The 19,789-nt window shown below is 64.1% G+C and carries 21 protein-coding genes; 8 read left to right on the top strand and 13 right to left on the bottom strand.

All coding sequences use genetic code 11. The annotated features are described in order from the left end of the window. A partial coding sequence (locus F6X62_RS15960; protein ID WP_153774111.1) for a hypothetical protein occupies positions 1–272 on the bottom strand: 272 nt, incomplete at its 3' end. Between the two features lie 341 nt (positions 273–613). On the opposite strand from F6X62_RS15960, the gene F6X62_RS15955 reads away from it, so the two are divergent. Next, on the top strand, positions 614–2,677 hold the full coding sequence (locus F6X62_RS15955) for an AsmA family protein (RefSeq protein WP_153774110.1): 2,064 nt from the start codon (positions 614–616) through the stop codon (positions 2,675–2,677). 68 nt (positions 2,678–2,745) lie between these two features. Here the strand turns inward: F6X62_RS15955 and F6X62_RS15950 are convergent, their stop codons facing one another. Further along, positions 2,746–3,333, bottom strand: coding sequence for a TetR/AcrR family transcriptional regulator (locus F6X62_RS15950; protein WP_153774109.1), 588 nt, complete (start codon positions 3,331–3,333; stop codon positions 2,746–2,748). A gap of 115 nt (positions 3,334–3,448) precedes the next feature. On the opposite strand from F6X62_RS15950, the gene F6X62_RS15945 reads away from it, so the two are divergent. After that, a complete protein-coding gene (locus F6X62_RS15945; protein WP_153774108.1) occupies positions 3,449–4,630 on the top strand; it encodes an epoxide hydrolase family protein in 1,182 nt (393 codons plus the stop codon). Between the two features lie 65 nt (positions 4,631–4,695). On the opposite strand, the gene F6X62_RS15940 is transcribed toward F6X62_RS15945, so the two are convergent. Next, entirely contained in the window at positions 4,696–5,226 is a 531-nt protein-coding gene (locus tag F6X62_RS15940; RefSeq protein ID WP_065861630.1) for a bacterioferritin, read from the bottom strand. 42 nt (positions 5,227–5,268) lie between these two features. Further along, positions 5,269–5,610 carry an osmotically-inducible lipoprotein OsmE gene (gene osmE, locus F6X62_RS15935; protein WP_054925771.1) on the bottom strand — a complete coding sequence of 114 codons (342 nt, stop codon included), beginning with the start codon at positions 5,608–5,610 and terminating at the stop codon, positions 5,269–5,271. 135 nt (positions 5,611–5,745) lie between these two features. Here osmE and F6X62_RS15930 point away from each other — a divergent pair, with 135 nt between their 5' ends. Beyond that, positions 5,746–6,636 carry a triacylglycerol lipase gene (locus tag F6X62_RS15930; RefSeq protein WP_153774107.1) on the top strand — a complete coding sequence of 297 codons (891 nt, stop codon included), beginning with the start codon at positions 5,746–5,748 and terminating at the stop codon, positions 6,634–6,636. Here the strand turns inward: F6X62_RS15930 and F6X62_RS15925 are convergent. Next, on the bottom strand, positions 6,617–7,510 hold the full coding sequence (locus F6X62_RS15925) for a DMT family transporter (RefSeq protein WP_063546353.1): 894 nt from the start codon (positions 7,508–7,510) through the stop codon (positions 6,617–6,619). The genes F6X62_RS15930 and F6X62_RS15925 overlap by 20 nt on opposite strands. 166 nt (positions 7,511–7,676) lie before the next feature. Between F6X62_RS15925 and F6X62_RS15920 the strand changes: the two genes are divergently transcribed. The 3 genes from F6X62_RS15920 (at position 7,677) to F6X62_RS15910 (ending at position 9,899) form a co-directional block, all read left to right on the top strand. After that, entirely contained in the window at positions 7,677–8,465 is a 789-nt protein-coding gene (locus tag F6X62_RS15920; RefSeq protein WP_153774106.1) for a helix-turn-helix domain-containing protein, read from the top strand. Positions 8,466–8,527: 62 nt separating this feature from the next. After that, positions 8,528–8,821 (top strand): PsiF family protein, encoded by a 294-nt coding sequence (locus F6X62_RS15915; protein WP_153774105.1) that lies wholly within the window; start codon positions 8,528–8,530, stop codon positions 8,819–8,821. A gap of 70 nt (positions 8,822–8,891) precedes the next feature. Beyond that, positions 8,892–9,899 carry an AI-2E family transporter gene (locus tag F6X62_RS15910; RefSeq protein WP_153774104.1) on the top strand — a complete coding sequence of 336 codons (1,008 nt, stop codon included), beginning with the start codon at positions 8,892–8,894 and terminating at the stop codon, positions 9,897–9,899. Positions 9,900–10,211: 312 nt separating this feature from the next. Here the strand turns inward: F6X62_RS15910 and F6X62_RS15905 are convergent, their stop codons facing one another. Further along, complete coding sequence (locus F6X62_RS15905; RefSeq protein ID WP_063546350.1) at positions 10,212–11,483, bottom strand: Hsp70 family protein; 1,272 nt, start codon at positions 11,481–11,483, stop codon at positions 10,212–10,214. A gap of 163 nt (positions 11,484–11,646) precedes the next feature. Between F6X62_RS15905 and cbpA the strand changes: the two genes are divergently transcribed. Both cbpA and F6X62_RS15895 read left to right on the top strand, forming a co-directional pair. Beyond that, positions 11,647–12,600: a curved DNA-binding protein gene (cbpA, locus tag F6X62_RS15900; RefSeq protein WP_054894566.1), complete on the top strand. Its 954-nt coding sequence runs from the start codon at positions 11,647–11,649 to the stop codon at positions 12,598–12,600. A gap of 2 nt (positions 12,601–12,602) precedes the next feature. Continuing rightward, on the top strand, positions 12,603–12,908 hold the full coding sequence (locus F6X62_RS15895; protein ID WP_054894567.1) for a chaperone modulator CbpM: 306 nt from the start codon (positions 12,603–12,605) through the stop codon (positions 12,906–12,908). 13 nt (positions 12,909–12,921) lie between these two features. Here F6X62_RS15895 and F6X62_RS15890 read toward each other — a convergent pair whose 3' ends face one another. From F6X62_RS15890 to urtA, 7 genes are all read right to left on the bottom strand, one after another. Then, on the bottom strand, positions 12,922–13,452 hold the full coding sequence (locus tag F6X62_RS15890) for a GNAT family N-acetyltransferase (RefSeq protein ID WP_054894568.1): 531 nt from the start codon (positions 13,450–13,452) through the stop codon (positions 12,922–12,924). A 3-nt stretch (positions 13,453–13,455) separates the two neighbouring features. Continuing rightward, the gene (locus F6X62_RS15885; protein ID WP_153774103.1) at positions 13,456–13,980 is read right to left on the bottom strand and encodes a GNAT family N-acetyltransferase; all 525 of its coding nucleotides are present in this window, start codon (positions 13,978–13,980) and stop codon (positions 13,456–13,458) included. Positions 13,981–14,011: 31 nt separating this feature from the next. Further along, positions 14,012–14,710 (bottom strand): urea ABC transporter ATP-binding subunit UrtE, encoded by a 699-nt coding sequence (urtE, locus tag F6X62_RS15880; RefSeq protein ID WP_153774102.1) that lies wholly within the window; start codon positions 14,708–14,710, stop codon positions 14,012–14,014. Between the two features lie 146 nt (positions 14,711–14,856). Beyond that, positions 14,857–15,714, bottom strand: coding sequence for an urea ABC transporter ATP-binding protein UrtD (urtD, locus tag F6X62_RS15875; RefSeq protein ID WP_153774101.1), 858 nt, complete (start codon positions 15,712–15,714; stop codon positions 14,857–14,859). Continuing rightward, positions 15,711–16,790, bottom strand: a complete 1,080-nt coding sequence (gene urtC / locus F6X62_RS15870) for an urea ABC transporter permease subunit UrtC (protein WP_054894572.1) — start codon at positions 16,788–16,790, stop codon at positions 15,711–15,713. The genes urtD and urtC overlap by 4 nt, the downstream gene beginning before the upstream one ends. Further along, a complete protein-coding gene (gene urtB / locus F6X62_RS15865) occupies positions 16,790–18,277 on the bottom strand; it encodes an urea ABC transporter permease subunit UrtB (protein WP_153774100.1) in 1,488 nt (495 codons plus the stop codon). The genes urtC and urtB overlap by 1 nt, the downstream gene beginning before the upstream one ends. Before the next feature lie 139 nt (positions 18,278–18,416). Then, positions 18,417–19,682: an urea ABC transporter substrate-binding protein gene (urtA, locus tag F6X62_RS15860; protein WP_112899285.1), complete on the bottom strand. Its 1,266-nt coding sequence runs from the start codon at positions 19,680–19,682 to the stop codon at positions 18,417–18,419. Between the last annotated feature and the right edge of the window lie 107 nt (positions 19,683–19,789).

The raw sequence follows: 19,789 nt of genomic DNA, 5'->3' as shown, positions 1-19,789 counted from the left end.
ACGCGGTTGTTGCGTTCGATCAAGCGATCCGAGCCACCTTCGGCTACGCGGTTGTTGCGTTCGATCAGGCGATCCGAGCCACCTTCGGCAACGCGGTTGTTACGTTCGATCAGACGATCAGAGCCACCTTCGGCAACCGTCTTCAGAGGCTGGGAAATCACTGCCGAGCTGGAACGGGCTTCGGCACTCAGGTGTTGGTCGGCAGCCGGCAAGGCGAAGGCGTTGGCGGCCAGGATGGAAAGACTCAGGCTCAGCAGCAGTTGGCGTTTCATGATTCGGTGCTCCTCGTGGGACGCTGGAAAGTGGGTACGAGGGCAATGCTACGCTTGGTAACTCAAGAAAAAAGTTCATATGGCTAATGGTAACAATCGACGTAAATGATGGTTGACCGGGAAGGCTCTGGATCAATGATTTCGGGGTGGTTGGTGGCTACGTGCTACCGCGTTTCACCGGTAACATCCAGGTCGATTTCACCCGCAAAGCTGAGGAATGGGTCAGAAAAAACTTCGCTATCATTGCCGTCGTCGATAAAACCCCTCGGGCTTTCATCAGTCCGAAGTAATGAATGCCTTTGCCGCACCGCTTCAAGTCTTGCAGTCAGGAGAGCCCCGCAATGACGCGCCCCGCCAGAATCTTCACCTGGATCCTCGCCAGCCTCGCGGCCTTGCTGGCGATACTGGTGGTGGTGATTGCCACCTTTGACTGGAACCGTATCAAGCCGCTGCTCAACGAGAAGGTCTCCGAAGCGCTGCACCGCCCGTTCGCCATCAATGGCAACCTCGCCGTGCACTGGCAGCGCGAGCCCGATGAGGGCGGCTGGCGCGCCTGGGTGCCTTGGCCGCGCTTCGTGGCCGAAGACCTGACCCTGGGCAATCCCGACTGGCTCAAGGAGCCGCAGATGGTCGGCCTGGAACGTGTCGAGTTTCGCCTGTCGCCGCTGCCGCTGTTGTTCCAGCAGATCTCGATCCCGCGAATCGACCTCACTCATCCCACCGCCAGTCTCACGCGCCTGGCTGACGGCCGCGCCAACTGGACTTTCGATTTCGGGCCCAAGGACGAGAACGCCGAACCTTCCAGGTGGGTGCTCGATATCGGGGCGATCGGATTCGACCAGGGTAATGTGCGCTTCGACGACCAGACCCTGAAGACCGACATGAAGGTGCAGATCGACCCGCTGGGCAAGCCGATCCCGTTCAGCGAGATCGTCGGCAAGGCCAGCGCGGAAAAAGCCGGTGGCGCGCAGGATTACGCGTTCGGGCTCAAGGCCGAAGGCCGCTACAAGGGCCAGGCAGTGTCCGCGACCGGCAAGATCGGCGGCTTGCTGGCGCTGCAGGATGCCAGGCAGCCATTCCCGCTGCAGGTCGATGCGCGCGTAGGCGACACCCGCGCAGCCGTCGCCGGCACCCTGACCGACCCACGCAATCTCGGCGCTCTGGACCTGCGCCTGAAGCTTTCCGGCAGCAGCCTGGGCAACCTCTACCCGCTGACCGGTGTGACCCTGCCCGATACCCCGGCGTATTCCACCGACGGCCACCTCAGCGCCAACCTGCATGATCCGCAGGGCGCGCGTTTCCGCTACGAAGGCTTCAACGGCAAGATCGGTGACAGCGACATCCATGGCGACCTGGCCTTCGTCGCCAGCCAGCCACGGCCCAAGCTCTCCGGCAACCTGGTCTCCAACCAGTTGCTGTTCAAGGACCTGGCGCCACTGATCGGCGCTGATTCCAATGCCGAGCAGAAAGCCCGTGGTGGCGCCAGCAAGCAGCCGACCGGCAAGGTGCTGCCGGTAGAGGAGTTCCGCACCGACCGCTGGCGGGCGATGGATGCCGACGTGACGTTCGCTGGCAAGCGCATCGTGCATAGCGAGCAGTTGCCGTTCAAGGATCTGTCTGCCCATGTGGTGCTCGAGGACGGTCTGCTGCGTATGGTCCCGCTGCGCTTTGGCGTGGCCGGCGGCAACCTCGATGCCAATATTCGCCTCGATGGCCGCTCGGTGCCGATGCAGGGCCGGGCACGCCTGACTGCCCGCGGCTTCAAGCTCAAGGAGCTGTTCCCCACCTTTGCGCCGATGCAGACCAGCTTCGGCGAGCTGAACGGCGACGCCGACCTGAGCGGTCGCGGCAATTCGGTGGCGGCGTTGCTGGGCACTTCCAACGGCGACCTGCGCCTGCTGATCAATGATGGTGCGATCAGCCGCAGTCTGATGGAGATCGCCGGGCTCAACGTTGGCAACTACGTGGTCGACAAGCTGTTTGGCGACGAGGATGTGAAGATCAACTGCGCGGCGGCCGACGTGGGTATCAAGGATGGCCTGGCGACCACGCGGCTGTTCGTGTTCGACACCGAGAACGCGATCATCTACATCAATGGCACGGCGAATTTCGCCAGCGAGCAACTGGACCTGAAGGTCACTCCGGAATCCAAGGGGCTGCGCCTGTTCTCGCTGCGCTCACCGCTGTATGTGCGTGGGCCGTTCGCCAAGCCCAGTGCTGGCGTGCAGGCGGTGCCGCTGGCCTTGCGTGGCGCAGGGATGGTAGCGCTGGGTGTGGCCATCGGGCCGGCCGCCGGGTTGCTGGCGCTCATCGCTCCGAGTGGTGATGTACCCAACCAATGCACGCCGCTGCTGGAGCGGATGAAGGCCGGCAAGGCGCCTGCGGCGGTGAAGCCGAAGAAGTAGAGGAAGCGGCACGGCGGTTCGGCGCCCCGACTGGCCCCGCGATAGGGCCGGCCCAGCCAAATAATCGGCTACAGCCCGAGCGCCGTCAGGAAGGCATCGATCTGCCGCTCGAACGCCGGCCGCTCATACTCCACCAACGCCATGCGCCACAGCCCCTTGAGGTAAGTGGCGATGATCGCTGCATTCAATTGCGGGTCCGTGCTCGACGGCAACTCCCCACGCTCGCGGTCCTCGGCCAGGCGCCCGGCGAACATCGCCTTCAAGTCCGCCAGCGCCTGCTCGGCGCGTAACCTCAGCTCGTCGTCGACCAACACTTCCTCGGTCTCCATCGCCGCCAGCAGGCACAGGCGCGAGGGCGTTTGTGGGTTGTCGAGGCTGTCGAGCACATCGGCGAAGAATGCACGGATGCCCAGGGCCGCAGTCGGTGCGGCCAACAGAGCCTGTTCGCGCTTGCCGACCACCTCTTCGTTGTAGCGCTCGACGCAGGCCAGGTAGAGCTGCTTCTTGCTCTTGAGGGTGTTGTAGAACGAGCCCTCGCCGATGCCCATGACCTTGAGTAGATCGCGCAGGCCGGTGGCGGCGTAGCCGTTTTTCCAGAACAAGTCCGTGGCGCTGGCCAGGGCTTGCTGATAGTCGAATGAGATTTTTCGTGTCATGGGCGGCACTCTATCGCATTTGTAGCAGTCGTTAAAGTTTTCGTTGACAGTGTTCCGAGGCGCGGCTTAGTGTTTGTAGTGACCGCTACAGGTTCGTTTTCATCCGGAGTTGAACATGTCCACGCTTTCCACCCTTGAGCCATTCAAGGTCGATGTCCCGCAGGCTGCAATCGACGACCTGCACCAGCGCCTGCGTGCCATCCGCTGGCCCGACCCGGAACTGGTCGCCGACTGGTCCCAGGGCGTGCCCCTGGAGGCTGCCAAGGGCTTGATCGACCATTGGCTCAACCACTACGACTGGCGCCAGTTCGAGGCTCGCATCAACCGCTTCGAGCAGTTCCACACACAGATCGACGGCGTCGCTGTTCACTTCATCCATGCGCGCTCGCCGCATCCCCAGGCGATGCCGATCCTGCTCACCCATGGCTGGCCGGGTTCGGTGGTGGAGTTTCTCGACGTCATCGAGCGCCTTACCGACCCGACCCGCTTCGGCGGCCGTGCCGAAGACGCCTTCCACGTCGTGGTGCCGTCGATTCCCGGCTATGGCTTCTCGGAAAAGCCCACCGAGCAGGGCTGGAATCCACAGCGGATTGCCCGTGCCTGGGCCGTGCTGATGACCGAGAGGCTCGGGTACCCGCGCTGGGTCGCCCAAGGCGGTGATTGGGGTTCGGCGATCACCCACGCACTGGCCAGTCAGCAGCCGGCGGGCTTGCTCGCCGCCCATGTGAACCTGTTGCTGGTGGTGCCCGAGCACGCACCGGAGCATCCCACCGAGGCCGAGCTGCGGGCGCTGAGTGACGTGGATCATTACCTGGACCAGATGTCCGGCTATGCCGACCAGATGAACACCCGGCCGCAGACCATCGGCTATGCACTGAACGACTCGCCGCTGGCGCTGGCCATGTGGATGTACGAGAAATTCTGGGAGTGGACCGATAACAAGGGGCGCCCGGAAGATGCCCTGAGCCGCGACCAGATGCTCGACGACATCTCGCTGTACTGGTTCACCGGCACCGGTACGTCCAGCGCCCGCTTGTACTGGGAGGGTGTGGGCAGCACCATTCGCGACCGCAGTTTCTTCTCGGCGGTGCGTGCGTCTTCAGAGCGCATCCAGTTGCCGATGGGGGCCACGGTGTTTCCCGCCGAAACCTTCCAGCCGCCGCGCAAGTGGGCCGAGCAAGCCTACGCTGAACTGTTCTACTGGAATGAAGCCGAGCACGGCGGGCACTTCGCGGCGTTCGAGCAGCCGCAGATCTTTGCCCGGGAGATGTGGCGGGCCTTTGCGCGGTTCCGCTGAGAGGGGTGAGCGGGCTTGTCGCGGTGCCGGGCACCGCGACGGCCTCTTCGCGGGCAAGCCCGCTCCTACAGCCCTTGCAGCAGGTCCGACATATCGTCTGCGTGCTCTTCCTCCTGGGCCAGGATGTCTTCGAAGATGCGACGGGTGGTCGGGTCCTTGTCACCGATGTACTGGATGATCTCGCGGTAGCTGTCGATGGCGATACGCTCGGCAACCAGGTCTTCGAGCACCATCTCCTTGAGATTGCTGCCGGCCACGTACTGCGCGTGGGAGTTCTTGCTCAGGTTGTCCGGGTTGAAGTCCGGCTCGCCGCCCAGCTGGACGATACGCTCGGCCAGCTTGTCGGCGTGTTCGGACTCCTGGTTCGCGTGCTCGAGGAACTCCTCGGCAGCGACGCTGGCCTTGATACCGCTGGCCATGAAGTAGTGGCGCTTGTAGCGTAGGGTGCAGACCAGCTCGGTGGCCAGCGACTCGTTGAGCAGGCGGATGATTGTCTCGCGGTCGGCGTTGTAGCCTTCGGTGACGGCGCCTTGCTCTACATGCTGGCGTGCGCGCTGGCGCAAAGTGTTGATATCGGTCAGTTCAACGTTGCTCATGATTCTCTCCATACAGATCAGGGGGTAAGTGGGCGGGAGGGCTTACTGGCCGGGTAAGGCCTTGCGGTCCTCTTCTCGCTGTTTGCAGGTCTTGAATCCCTTGGCGTCGACATGCCCGCTGGCGTCGAAGCGCACGTAGTAGGGCTGCTGCTTGCCATCCTTGTAGAGGATGTAGTCGTTGCAGATCCCGCCGTTGGGCAGGTCGCTCATGTTCGATGGGCTGCCGCCGATGGCGATGACCTTTTGCGTGGTCATGCCGTGCTCGACCTGCTTGACCAGCGGCTCGTCGCGGTAGGTGACGTAGTCCGCCGGGTTTTCCGGACGGCTGCCGCAGGCGGCGAGGGTCGTGCTTGCGACAAGAATGGCCAGGATCGCTTTGTTCATGGTTCCGCTCCTTGCAGAAAGGTCCGTTGCGGGTGGCTGTCAAGGTTGGAACCGCACGGCGCGTCAAGAGTTCGATTCATCAGGCGAAGCGGCGACTACCCTGAGAAGGGCAGGGTTCAGGGAGAGGAACGGCAGATGACAAACGAACTGGCCACACGCTACCCACTGGTGCTGGTGCCGGGCATGCTCGGTTTCGTGCGCTTGCTGCTCTACCCCTACTGGTTTGGCATCGTGCCGGCGTTGCGCCGGGGTGGGGCACAGGTGTTCGCGGTGCAGGTCTCGCCGCTGCATTCCAGCGAGGTGCGTGGCGAGCAGTTACTGCTGATCATCGAAGACATCTGCCAGCGCACCGGGGCAGACAAGGTCAACCTCATCGGCCACAGCCAGGGCGCTTTGAGCGCGCGTTATGCCGCAGCGCGCAGGCCTGGGCGAGTGGCGTCGGTCACCTCTGTTGCCGGTCCCAACCACGGCTCGGAACTGGCCGATCATCTTGAACGCAGCGCCCCCGGCGATTCGCCACGGGGGCGCCTGCTCAAGGCTGCACTTCATGGCCTGGCGCTGCTGCTGGTGTGGCTGGAAACCGGCTGGCGCCGTGATCCGTTGCCGATCGATGTGCACGCCTCGCACCAGTCGCTGACCTGTTCGGGCGTGGCGCTGTTCAACCAGGCTTATCCACAGGGCTTGCCGCAGCACTGGGGTGGCGAGGGTGCTGCCGAGGTCAACGGCGTGCGCTACTACTCCTGGTCCCGCATCCTGCAGCCTGGACGCACCGACAAAGGCTGGAATCGCTTCGATGGCAGCAACCGCTTCTGTCGGCTGTTCGCCCGCAGTTTCATTCGGGAAAAAGGCCAATGTGATGGCATGGTCGGGCGTTACAGCTCGCACCTCGGCCAGGTGATCGGCGACGATTACCCGCTCGATCACCTGGACATCGTCAACCAGCAGTTCGGTGCCGTGGGCAAGAGCGCCCACCCGGTGCGCCTGTTCACCGAGCACGCTGCCCGGCTCAAGGCTGCCGGGCTGTAAGCGCGCGGCGCACGGGAGTGGTCCAGCGTTCGGCGAGGATGACCCCGGCCAGTGTCAGCAGGCCGCCATACAAGTGATAGCTGGCCAACTGTTCGTTCAGGACGCCAGCAGCGATCACGGCAGTCACCACCGGCAACAGATTGAAGAACAGGGTCGTGCGGGCCGGCCCGAGCCTGTGCACGGCCTGCATCCAGAACTGCGGCGCGATCATCGACGCCAGCACACAGGCATACAGCACCAGGCCGATGTTGTTCGCGGTCAGCCCGGTCTTCTCCGACAGCAGGTACATCGGCAGCAGTACCAAGATCGCCATCCAGATCTGCAGATACAGCAGTTGCATCTGTGGCAGGCGCAATTGCCATTTCTTCAACAGCACGCTGTACAGCGCATACGCGAAGGTGGCGACCAGCATCAGCAGGTCACCGCCATTGAGCCCTTGGTGCAGCAGCGCGCCGGGATTGCCGGCGGACACTACCTCCAGCACGCCGAAGAACGACACCAGAGCGCCGAGCGAGGCGCCGTAGGTCAGGCGCTGGCCGAGCCAGGCGATCGACAGGGCCAGCGACATCAGTGGCATCAGCGAAAGGATGATGCCCATGTTGGTGGCGCTGGTGATGCCGGCGGCGAAGTACGCCATGCTCTGGTACATGACCATGCCCAGTACCCCCAGGACGAACAGCTTGCCCAAGAGCGGGCGGATCGCTGTGCGATTGCGCCACACCTGCGGCAGCAGGAAGGGGGTGAACAGCAGGCCTGCGAGCAGCCAGCGGTAGAAGCCGATCTCGGCGGGAAAGATCGCCCCGGCGGACATCTTGGTGACGACGGTGTTGCCGGCCCAGATAAGAATCGCCAGGACGGGGAAGCTGTAGTTCATGAGGCTTTGACTCGTGGGAATTGCTGTTTCGGTGTGATGCTTTTGTGGGGCGGTTCGGCGCTCCGACTTGCCCGCGAAAAGAACACCGCAGATGCCCGCCATTATCCTCTGTCTGTCCACAAGGCTATACTCCCATCCAGACAACTCGCCCCGTGAAGCAGACAGCATGTCCGCCAAATACCTCGACCATCCTCGTTTCCCCGAACTCCCGGCGCCGGTGTACTTTCGCTACGACGAGTTCGGCGCCGACACGGTCAGCGCCCCGCACTTTCATCCGTGGGGCCAGCTCAACTATGCCGCTCACGGCGTCATGCACCTGGATGTCGACGGCCAGCGTTTCATCTCGCCGCCAAACCACGCGGTCTGGGTTCCTCCTGATCATGAGCACGGTTGCTACAACCCGCAGGCCGTCGTCTTCCGCTCGGTCTACCTCGACCGCAGCCTATGCGTCGATCTGCCGGCCCAGCCCTGCAGCCTGGCGATAAGCGACATCCTCAAGGCGATCCTCGGCGACTTTGCCCGTCGCGACCTCAAGATTGCCCAGGACGAACGGGACCAGCGCCTGGTCCAGGTGCTGCTCGACCAACTGCGGCTGGCACCCACGCAAACCTGCTACCTGCCTTTCGCCCGCAGCGACGGCCTGCGTCAGGTGCTCGAGGCCCTGCACGCCGAGCCCGGCGATAACCGACCGCTCGGTGACTGGGCCGCGCAGGCGCATGTCAGCGAGCGTACTCTGGCCCGCCAGTTCATCCGCGAGCTGGGCATGAGCTTTGGCGAGTGGCGCTTGCGCCTGCGCTTTCTGCGCGCCATCGAAGCGCTGGAAAGCGGCACGCCGATCCAGAGCATCGCCTTCGACCTGGGCTACAGCAGTGCCTCGGCGTTCATCGCCATGTTCCAGCGCCAGGCTCGGTGCACGCCTGAGCAGTACCGGCGCAGGGTGCGATCAGGGATGTAGGAATTGTTGTCTACACTCAGCTCGACGACCGTGCATCCTGCGCGGGACAAGGAGACCACTCCATGAAGATGCTGCATGTGTCATTGCTGGTACTGGGGATGTCGATCGCCGGGCAAGGATTCGCCGCTACGCCGCAACAGGAAAAGATGAAGACCTGTAACGCCGATGCTACCAGTCAGGCCCTCAAGGGCGACGAGCGCAAGGCGTTCATGAGCAACTGCCTGAAAAAAGCCGAGCCTGCCAAGCCGACCACGCCGCAGGAGCGCATGAAGGCCTGTAACGCCGACCCGAAGGCCACGGCGCTCAAGGGCGACGAGCGCAAGGCATTCATGAGCGAATGCCTGAAGAAGAAGTGACCTGCGCCTATGCCTTGCGCCTGAAGGCTGGCAGACTGCGGGTCTTTCCGCTGTCTGCCGCCGAGGCTGTATGACTTTCACTCCCCGCCAGATCACCCTGGCCAGCTGCATCATCGTCGTTGCCGGCCTGCTCCTGGCGTTGCCCCTCAAGCTGCTGCCGAGCCTGCTCGCGGGCCTGCTGGTGTTCGAGCTGGTGAACATGCTCACCCCACGCTTGCAGCCACTGATCGCCGGACAACGGGCGCGCTGGCTGGCGGTGGCGCTGCTCGGCACCCTGGTGGTGAGCACGCTGACGCTGTTGATCGCCGGCGCTTTCAGCTTCCTGCTGCACGAAGCCGAAAACCCCGGCGCTTCGCTGGACAAGTTCATGGGCCTGGTGGAGCGCGCCCGAGGGCAGTTGCCGCCATTCATCGAGGGATACCTGCCGGCCAGCGCGGCAGAGTTCAAAGTGGCCATCGGCGACTGGATCCGCAGCCACCTGAGCGACCTGCAACTGGTTGGCAAGGGCATGGCACATATGTTCGTGACCCTGCTGATCGGCATGATCCTCGGCGCCATCATCGCCTTGCAGCGGCTGCCCGACCTGTCCCGACGCAAGCCTCTGGCCGCCGCGCTGTTCGAGCGCCTGAGCCTGCTGGTGCAGGCGTTTCGCAATATCGTCTTCGCGCAGATCAAGATCTCGCTGCTCAACACCGCGTTCACCGGCATCTTCCTCGCCGTGGTGCTGCCGCTGTTCGACGTGCACCTGCCGCTGACCAAGACCCTGATCGTACTGACCTTCCTGCTCGGGCTGCTGCCAGTGATCGGCAACCTGATGTCCAACACCCTGATCACCATCGTCGGGCTGTCGCTGTCGATCTGGGTTGCGGCGGCGGCGCTGGGCTACCTGATCGTCATCCACAAGGTCGAGTATTTCCTCAACGCGCGGATCGTCGGTGGGCAGATCAGTGCCAAGTCGTGGGAGCTGTTGCTGGCGATGCTGGTGTTCGAAGCGGCGTTCGGCTTGCCGGGGGTGGTGGCGGGGCCGATCTACTATGCCTACCTGAAGAGTGAGCTGAGGCGGATGGAGCTGGTCTGAGGGGGTGCTTGAACGTGTACCGGCCTCTTCGCGGGTAAACCCGCTCCCACAGGTCCACCGCTGCCTTCAAGGCATAGGTAATCCTGTGGGAGGCACAGGTCCACCGCTGCCTTCAAAGCATAGGTAACCAGTGGGAGCCACAGGTCCACCGCTGCCTTCAACGCATAGGTAATCCTGTGGGGGCCACAGGTTCACTGCTGCCTTCAAGGCATAGGTAATCCTGTGGGATTCACAGGTTCACCGCTGCCTTCAAGGCATAGATAATCCTGTGGGAGCGGGTTTACCCGCGAAGAGGCCAGTACAGGCAAAGGATCAGATTGTCCCGTACCGCTTGCGCGCCTCAATGGCCAGACCGCTGCCAATGCTGCCAAAGATATTGCCTTCCACATGCCGCGCATTGGGCAGCATCGCCGCAACGCTGTTGCGCAGCGCCGGAATGCCGCTCGAGCCCCCGGTGAAGAACACCGTATCCACCTGCGCTTCACTGACCCCGGCCTTGGCCAGCAGCTCGCTGACACTGCCACGGACCCGCTGCAACAGGCCGTCGATGGCGTCCTCGAACAGGCCGCGGGTCAGGTCCGCCGCCAGGCCCGGCTCGACCCGGCCCAGGTCGATGCGCCGGCTGACCTGGTCGGTCAGCTCGATCTTGCTGGCCTCCACTTCCATCGCCAGCCAGTGTCCGGCGCGCTGTTCGATCAGGTTGAACAGGCGATCGATGCCCAGCGCATCCTCGATGTCGTAGCGCATGCTGCCCAGGGCCAGTTGCGACTTCTGCGAGTACAGGGCGTTGATGGTGTGCCAGGTCGCCAGGTTCAGGTGGTAGCTGGTCGGCATCAGCGCGCCGCTCTTCATGCGGCTGCCATAGCCGAACAGCGGCATCACGCCTTGCAGGCTCAGCTGCTTGTCGAAGTCGGTACCGCCGATGTGCACGCCGCCGGTGGCGAGGATGTCATCCTGGCGCTCATCGACCAGGTGCCGTTCGGGCGACAGGCGGATCAGGGTAAAGTCCGAAGTACCACCGCCGATATCGACGATGAGCACCAGCTCTTCGCGGCTGATGCCCGACTCGTAGTCGAAGGCTGCGGCGATCGGTTCGTACTGGAACGACACGTCCTTGAAGCCGATCTTGCGTGCGACTTCGGCGAGGGTATCCTCGGCCTCCTGGTCGGCCGCCGGGTCCTCGTCGACGAAGAACACCGGACGGCCCAGCACGACCTGGTCGAAGCTGCGCCCGGCATTGGCCTCGGCGCGCTTCTTCAGCTCGCCGATGAACATGCCCAGCAGGTCCTTGAAAGGCAGCGCGCTGCCGAGCACGCTGGTGTCATGCTTGATCAGCTTGGAGCCCAGCAGGCTCTTGAGCGAGCGCATCAGGCGGCCTTCGTAGCCTTCCAGGTACTCGTGCAGGGCCAGACGGCCATACACCGGGCGCCGCTCCTCGATGTTGAAGAACACCACCGACGGCAGGGTGATCTTGCCCTCTTCCAGGGCGATCAGCGATTCGACGCCAGGGCGGTGCCAACCCACCGTGGAGTTGGAGGTGCCGAAGTCGATGCCAAGGGCGCGAGCCGGGGATAGGTCAGACATGGGGAGGGGCTTCCGGAGGCCAAACGGCCGCGCAGTTTATGCCAGTGGCCGACAGAATCAAGACCGATCGTCTGCCATATGACAAACCCAAGCGAACCTTGAAAGGCTATGCTTGACCCCAATCTTCAGATGCAACACGAAAATTCCTACTGGTGATCCTTAGATGGACTTCAAAGACTATTACAAGATACTCGGCGTCGAGCCCAGCGCGGACGAGAAGGCGATCAAGGCCGCGTACCGCAAGCTGGCGCGCAAGTATCACCCCGACGTCAGCAAGGAGCGTGACGCCGAGGAGAAATTCAAAGAGGCCAACGAGGCCTACGAAGTGCTGGGCGATGCGCAGAAACGCGCTGAATTCGACGAGATCCGCAAGTACGGCGGCCAGCATGGTCGGCCGTTCCAGGCGCCGCCAGGCTGGGAAAGTCGCGGCGGTGGCGGCGGCTTCGAGAGCGGAGACTTCTCCGACTTCTTCAGCTCGATCTTCGGTGCCCGTGGCGGCAATCCCTTTGGCGGCGCACGCGGCCAGCAGCGCAGTGCCGGCAGGCGAGGGCAGGACGTGGAACTGGAACTGGCGGTGTTTCTCGAAGAGACCCTGAGCAAGGAGTCCAAGCAGATCAGCTTCCAGGTGCCGCAGACCAACGCTGCCGGGCAGCGCACCGGTTTCACCACCAAGACGCTGAACGTGAAGATCCCGGCCGGAGTGACCGACGGCGAGCGCATTCGCCTCAAGGGCCAGGGCGCTCCGGGCGTGGGTGGTGGCGCCAACGGCGACCTGTTTCTGACCATCCGCATGGCGCCGCATCCGCTGTTCGATGTCGAAGGCCACGACCTGATCATCACCGTGCCGCTGGCTCCCTGGGAGGCAGCGCTGGGCACCAAGGTGGCGGTTCCGACCCTGACCGGCAAGATCAACCTGACCATCCGCCCCGACAGCCAGAGCGGCCAGCGCCTGCGGGTCAAGGGCATGGGCCTTGCGAACAAGCAGGGCGAGCGTGGCGATCTCTACGCCCAGCTCAAAGTGGTCATGCCGAGCACCTCCGATGCGACCACTCGCGAACTCTGGACCAAACTCTCCGAGAAGGCCGCGTTCAACCCGAGGACACAATGGAGTAAGTGACCATGAGCAGCACCCTGATCGTTCAACTGGACATGCGAACCTTGTGTCAGGAGGCCGATGTCACGGCCGACTGCGTGATCGAAATCGTCGAGCACGGCATTGTCGAACCCACCGGGCGCACCCCGGAGGACTGGTTATTCGACGATCAGGCGCCGCTGCTGGCCAAGCGTGCGGCAAAGCTGCACCAAGAGTTGGAACTGGAGTGGGAAGGGGTGGCGCTGGCGCTGGAGTTGCTGCAGGAAGTGCAGCAGTTGCGCAGTGAGAACAGCATGTTGAGGCAGCGTTTGGGGCGATTCACCCAGATGTAGAACTGCGGTGTTCTCAAGCGCCAGCCAGCACCTTGTAGTACAGCGCCGTCGCCCGATACACACCGTCCGGGCCGCAGGCATAGTCCGGGATCTCCCCGGCCTTGTCATACCCCAGTGCCTGGTAGAACCCCTCGGCACCCGACCCTGCCTCGGTGTCCAGGTACAGCATCCCGCGTTTCAGACGTCGGGCATCGGCCTCCAGCGCCGCTATCAACTGTTGCCCCAGCCCACGCCGTCGGGCACGGCTGTGCACCAGCAGCTTCTGCACCTCGGCGCGGTTCAGGCCGTTGGGTTTCAGGCACAGCCCCAACTGCACGCTGGCCAGCACCTCCTGCCCCTGGGCGATCACCCAGAGCAACTGCTCACCGCTGACAAGCCGGCTGCGAACTTCAGCGAAATACGCAAGCGCCTGGGCCTCGTCGATGTCCGCCAGAAACCCCACCGAAGCCCCATTGCGTACCGCATCGAGCAACAGCGCCACGAGGCTGTCGCGGTAGTAGGTCAGGCTCTCGTGGGTGACGCGCTGTAGCTGTGCGGCGTTCATGAATCAGTCCTTTCGAGGTGGTTCGCGATTGTCGTCCAACGCCAGTTGCATGAACGTCAGGTCGAGCCAGCGACCGAACTTCACCCCGACCTGGGCCATTTGCCCGGTCGTAATGAAACCCAGTCGCTCGTGCAGACGGATCGAGGCCGCGTTGCCGCTCTCGATGGCCGCGACCATCATGTGCTTGCCGCACTGCCGGGCGCGCTCGACCAGCGCCTGCATCAGCAGCGGACCCAGGCCCTTGCCGCGCTGGTCGCTGCGGATGTACACCGAGTGTTCGACCGTGAGGCGAAAACCCTCGAACGGCCGCCAGTCGCCGAACGAGGCGTAGCCCAGTACGACGTTTGCGTCGGCCGCGACCAGGATCGGGTAACCCTGCTCGGCGCGGGCGGCGAACCAGGCCTGGCGGTTGGCCAGGTCGACCGGGGTTTCGTTCCAGATCGCCGTGGTGTTGCGCACGGCGTCGTTGTAGATGTCGAGGATGCCCGCCACGTCGTCGGGTAGGGCATCACGGATCAGGTAGCTCATGGCAGTGTCTTCGCGAAGTCGATGTTGCAGATTAAATGGTTACCAGCCCGCGTACACCTTCGGCCTGCATGTTTTCGCCGCAACCGCGCTGGACGATTTCACCGCGGGCCATGACCAGGTACTGGTCGGCCAGCTCTTCGGCAAAATCGTAGAACTGCTCGACCAGCAGGATGGCCATGTCGCCGCGCTGGGCCAGGCTGCGGATGACCGCGCCGATTTCCTTGATCACCGACGGCTGGATGCCTTCGGTGGGTTCGTCGAGGATCAGCAGGCGCGGGCGGCTGGCCAGGGCGCGACCGATCGCCAGCTGTTGCTGCTGGCCGCCGGAGAGGTCGCCGCCACGGCGCTGCTTCATCTGCTCGAGCACCGGGAACAGCTCATAGATGAATGCCGGCACCTCCCGCGCCTCGCGGGCGCTGAAGCGCGACAGGCCCATCAGCAGGTTTTCCTCCACGGTCAGGCGCGGGAATATCTCGCGGCCCTGGGGCACGTAGGCGATGCCGGCATGCACCCGCTGCTGGGGCTTGAGCGCAGTGATCGGCTTGCCCTCCCACTCGATGCTGCCTTCGCGGGCTGGCACCAGGCCCATCAGGCAGCGCAGCAGGGTGGTCTTGCCCACGCCGTTGCGGCCCAGCAGGCAGGTGACTTCGCCGATCCTGGCTTCGAACGACAGGCCTCGGAGGATGTGGCTGCCGCCGTAGTACTGGTGCAGGGTGTCGATCTTGAGCATGTTGGGTTCCTGACAATTCTGCTTTGCCTGTACCGGCCCTTTCGCGGGTAAACCCGCTCCCACAGGGGCGGCGCAGTTTCCGAGACCTTGCACCGTACCTGTGGGAGCGGGTTTCCCCGCGAAGAGGTCAGTGCAGGTTTCCTGATCTAGCGGCCCAGATAAACCTCGACCACCCGCTCGTCCGCCTGCACCTGTGCCAGCGACCCCTCGGCCAGCACCGAGCCCTGGTGCAGCACCGTCACATGGTCGGCAATGCTGCCCACGAAGCCCATGTCGTGCTCCACCACCATCAGCGAATGCGTGCCCTCCAGGCCCTTGAACAGCTCGGCGGTGAACTCGGTCTCGGCGTCGGTCATGCCCGCCACCGGCTCGTCGAGCAGCAGCAACTGCGGCTCCTGCACCAGCAGCATGGCGATCTCCAGGAACTGCTTCTGGCCGTGTGACAACAGCCCGGCCTGGCGCGAGGCCAGGCTGTTCAGGCGCACGGTCGTCAGTACGTGCTCTATTCGCTCACGCTGCTCGCCGCTCAAGCGCGCCGCCAGGCTGGCCCAGACCGACTTGTCGGTCTTGAGCGCCAATTCGAGGTTTTCATGCACGCTCAGTGCCTCGAACACCGTGGGCTTCTGGAATTTGCGGCCGATGCCCGCCTGGGCGATCTGGTACTCGCTCATGCGGGTCAGGTCCAGGGTATCGCCAAAGAACGCACTGCCGGTGTCGGGGCGGGTCTTGCCGGTGATCACGTCCATCATCGTGGTCTTGCCGGCGCCGTTGGGGCCGATGATGCAACGCAGTTCGCCAACGCCGATGTACAGGTTGAGCGCGTTGAGCGCCTTGAATCCGTCGAAGCTGACGCTGATGTCTTCAAGGCTCAGTACCGTGCCATGGCGGGTGTCGAGCCCGGCCTTGCGCGGCTGGCCCAGGCCAATGGCGTCGCGGCCGGTGCCCACCTGATCGAAGACCGGCTCCAGCATGAATTCCGGATGAACCGCAGGGATGCCTCTCATGGCTGGCTCCTTTTCTTCAGCAGCCCGACCACGCCCTTGGGCAGGTACAGGGTGACCAGGATGAACAGTGCGCCGAGGAAGAACAGCCAGAACTCCGGGAAGGCCACGGTGAACCAGCTCTTCATGCCATTGACCAGGCCTGCGCCAAGCAGCGGGCCGATCAGCGTGCCGCGACCGCCCAGGGCAACCCAGACAGCGGCTTCGATGGAATTGGTCGGCGACATTTCGCTGGGGTTGATGATGCCCACCTGCGGCACGTAAAGCGCCCCGGCCAGGCCGCACAGCACGGCGCTGAGCACCCACACCAGCAGCTTGAAGCCGCGTGGATCGTATCCGCAGAACATCAGGCGGTTCTCGGCGTCGCGCAGCGCGGTGAGCAGGCGCCCGAACTTGCTGCGCGTCAGCCACCAGCACAGGTACAGGCTGCCCAGCAGCAATGCGACAGTGAGCAGGAACAGCACCGCGCGGGTGCCCGGTGCAGTGATCTCGAAGCCCAGGATGGTGCGGAAGCTGGTGAAGCCGTTGTTGCCGCCGAACCCGGTTTCGTTGCGAAAGAACAGCAGCATCCCCGCAAAGGTCAGGGCCTGGGTCATGATCGAGAAGTACACGCCCTTGATCCGCGAGCGGAAGGCGAACCAGCCGAACACCAGTGCCAGCATCCCCGGCGCCAGTACCGCCAGGCACAGCGCCCAGGCGAAGTGCTGGGTACCGGCCCAGTACCAGGGCAGCTCGCTCCACGACAGGAAGGTCATGAAGCCCGGCAAGCCGTCGCCGGCCGCCTGGCGCATCAGGTACATGCCCATGGCATAGCCGCCCAGGGCGAAGAACAGGCCGTGGCCCAGCGACAGCAGCCCGGCATAGCCCCAGACCAGGTCCAGGGCCAGGGCGACGATGGCGTAGCAAAGGATCTTGCCGACCAAGGTCAGGGTGTAGGCCGAGACCTGCAGCGCATGGCCGTCAGGTAGCAGCGACAGCAGCGGCAGGGCCAGCAGCACCAGGATGACGATGGCGCCGATGGCCAGTGACAGGCGTGGCCCGACCTTTTGCGTGGCAGTGACAAGCAGTGGCTGGTTCATCAGTCGATTACCCGTCCCTTGAGGGCGAACAGGCCTTGCGGGCGTTTCTGGATGAACAGAATGATCAGCGCAAGGATGAGGATCTTGCCGAGTACCGCACCGATCTGCGGTTCCAGCAGCTTGTTGGCGATGCCCAGCCCGAAGGCCGCCCAGAGGCTGCCGGCCAGTTGCCCGACGCCGCCGAGCACCACCACCAGGAAGGAGTCGATGATGTAGCTCTGGCCCAGGTCAGGGCCGACGTTGCCGACCTGGCTCAGGGCCACCCCGCCCAGCCCGGCGATACCCGAGCCCAGGCCGAAGGCGAGCATGTCGACGCGCCCGGTGGACACACCGCAGCAGGCCGCCATGTTGCGGTTCTGCGTGACCGCGCGCACGTTCAGCCCCAACCGTGTGCGGTTGAGCAGCAGCCAGGTGAGCAGAACCACCGCCAGGGCGAAGCCGATGATCACCAGGCGGTTGTAAGGCAGCACCAGGTTGGGCAGCACCTGGATGCCGCCAGACAACCACGCCGGGTTGCTCACCTCGACGTTTTGCGCGCCGAACAGCAGGCGCACCGCCTGGATCAGGATCAGGCTGATGCCCCAGGTCGCCAGCAGGGTTTCCAGGGGGCGGCCGTAGAGATGGCGGATGACGGTGCGTTCCAGCGCCATGCCGACCCCAGCACTGACGGCGAAGGCCACCGGCAGGGCGATCAGCGGGTAGAACTCGATGGCGCCGGGGGCGTAGCGCTGCAGCAGCACCTGCACCAGGTAGGTGCTGTAGGCGCCGAGCATCAGCATTTCGCCGTGGGCCATGTTGATCACCCCGAGCAGGCCGAAGGTGATCGCCAGGCCCAAGGCCGCCAGCAGCAGGATCGAACCCAGCGACAGGCCGCTGAACGCCTGGCCGAGGATCTCACCGAACAGCAGCTTGCGTTGGACCTGGGCCAGGCTGGTCTCGGCGGCGGTGCGCACCCCGGCGTCGGGTTCAGCGCCAGGCTGCAACAGAACTTCCAGACGGGTACGTGCCAGCGGGTCGCCGGTTTCCCCGAGCAGGCGCACTGCGGCCAGGCGTACCCGAGGTTCGCTGGCGCCCAGCTGCAGGTTGGCCAAGGCGAGGCCCAGGGCGGCGTGCACGGCGGCGTCCGGCTCACTGGCGAAGGCGCGATCGAGCAGCGCCATCTGCGCCGGTTGCGCGCTCTTTTGCAGTTGCCGTGCTGCGGCCAGACGCAGGTTGCTGTCGGCGCTGAGCAGCTGATGGCTGGCCAGGGCGTTGTCGATCAGGCCGCGCAGACGATTGTTCAGGCGCACCTTGCGCGTGTCGTCTTCGGCAATACGCCCTTCGCGCAGGTTTTCCAGCAGCGCCAGGCGCGCCGGTTCGGGTTGTGCGGCCCAGCCTTCGAGCAGGCTGGCCTGTTCGGCGGGCTTGGCGCCGAGGAAGAATTCGCCCTCGCTGGCGTGGGTGGCCAGAGGCAGGAGCAGCAGGAGGGAGAGCAGGAGTCTGAGCATGCGGGTAATCCTGGAAATCGGCGGTGGATTCTTCGCGGGTGAACCCGCTCCCACAGGGACCGCGCGGGTTCCAGACCTTGCACCGTACCTGTGGGAGCGGGCTTGCCCGCGAATGGGCCGCAACGCGGCCCCCGTGCAATCAGTTGCCCTTCACCGCATAGTCAGGCCGCTTGTCGTTACCCGGAATGAACGGGCTCCACGGCTGCGCACGCAGCGGCTGCTCGGTCTGCCAGACCACACTGAACTGCCCGTCTTCCTGGATCTCGCCGATCATCACCGGCTTGTGCAGGTGGTGGTTGGTCTTGTCCATGGTCAGGGTGAAGCCGGACGGCGCCTGGAAGCTCTGCCCGGCCAAAGCCTCACGCACTTTGTCGACATCGGTGGACTTGGCTTTCTCGACCGCCTGCGCCCACATGTGGATGCCCACGTAGGTGGCCTCCATCGGGTCGTTGGTCACCGCCTTGTCGGCACCCGGCAAGCCCTTGGCCTTGGCGTAGGCTTTCCAGTCGGCAACGAACTTCTGGTTGACCGGGTTCTCCACCGACTCGAAGTAGTTCCACGCCGCCAAGTGGCCGACCAGCGGCTTGGTGTCGATGCCACGCAACTCCTCTTCACCCACCGAGAAGGCCACCACCGGCACGTCGGTGGCTTTCAGGCCCTGATTGGCCAGCTCTTTGTAGAAGGGCACATTGGAGTCGCCATTGACGGTGGAGATCACCGCCGTCTTGCCGCCCGCGGAGAACTTCTTGATGTTGGCGACGATGGTCTGGTAGTCGCTGTGGCCGAACGGCGTGTAGACCTCTTCGATGTCCTTGTCGGCCACGCCCTTGCTGTGCAGGAAGGCGCGCAGGATCTTGTTGGTGGTGCGCGGGTAGACGTAGTCGGTGCCCAGCAGGAAGAAGCGCTTGGCACCACCGCCGTCTTCGCTCATCAGGTACTCCACCGCCGGGATCGCCTGCTGGTTGGGCGCAGCGCCGGTGTAGAACACGTTCGGCGACATCTCCTCGCCTTCATATTGCACCGGGTAGAACAGCAGCCCGTTGAGCTCCTCGAACACCGGCAGCACCGACTTGCGCGACACCGAGGTCCAGCAGCCGAACACCACCGCGACCTTGTCCTGGGTCAGCAACTGGCGACTCTTCTCGGCGAACAGCGGCCAGTTCGAGGCCGGGTCGACCACCACCGGTTCGAGCAGCTTGCCATTGACCCCGCCCTTGGCGTTGATTTCGTCGATGGTCATCAGCGCCATGTCCTTGAGCGACGTTTCGGAAATGGCCATGGTCCCGGACAGCGAATGCAGGATGCCGACCTTGATGGTCTCGGCCGCCTGGATGCTCCAGCTCAGGCCCATCGCCGCAATCGATGCGCTGAGGGTGAAGGCCTTGATCAGACTGCGTCGCTTCATGTGCTCTCTCCGCTGAGTTGTTGTGGTGTTGGCAGAAGGGAGATTGCAAAGGCTGTGCCGTGGTGCGCGAGGCTACGGATTAGAAGGGTTGTGCTTCGATGCGGGGC

The sequence above is a fragment of the Pseudomonas sp. MNR3A genome (genome assembly GCF_009650575.1).
GTDB classification, from domain to species: domain Bacteria; phylum Pseudomonadota; class Gammaproteobacteria; order Pseudomonadales; family Pseudomonadaceae; genus Aquipseudomonas; species Aquipseudomonas machongensis.
This window is presented reverse-complemented; position numbering and strand designations above follow the sequence as displayed.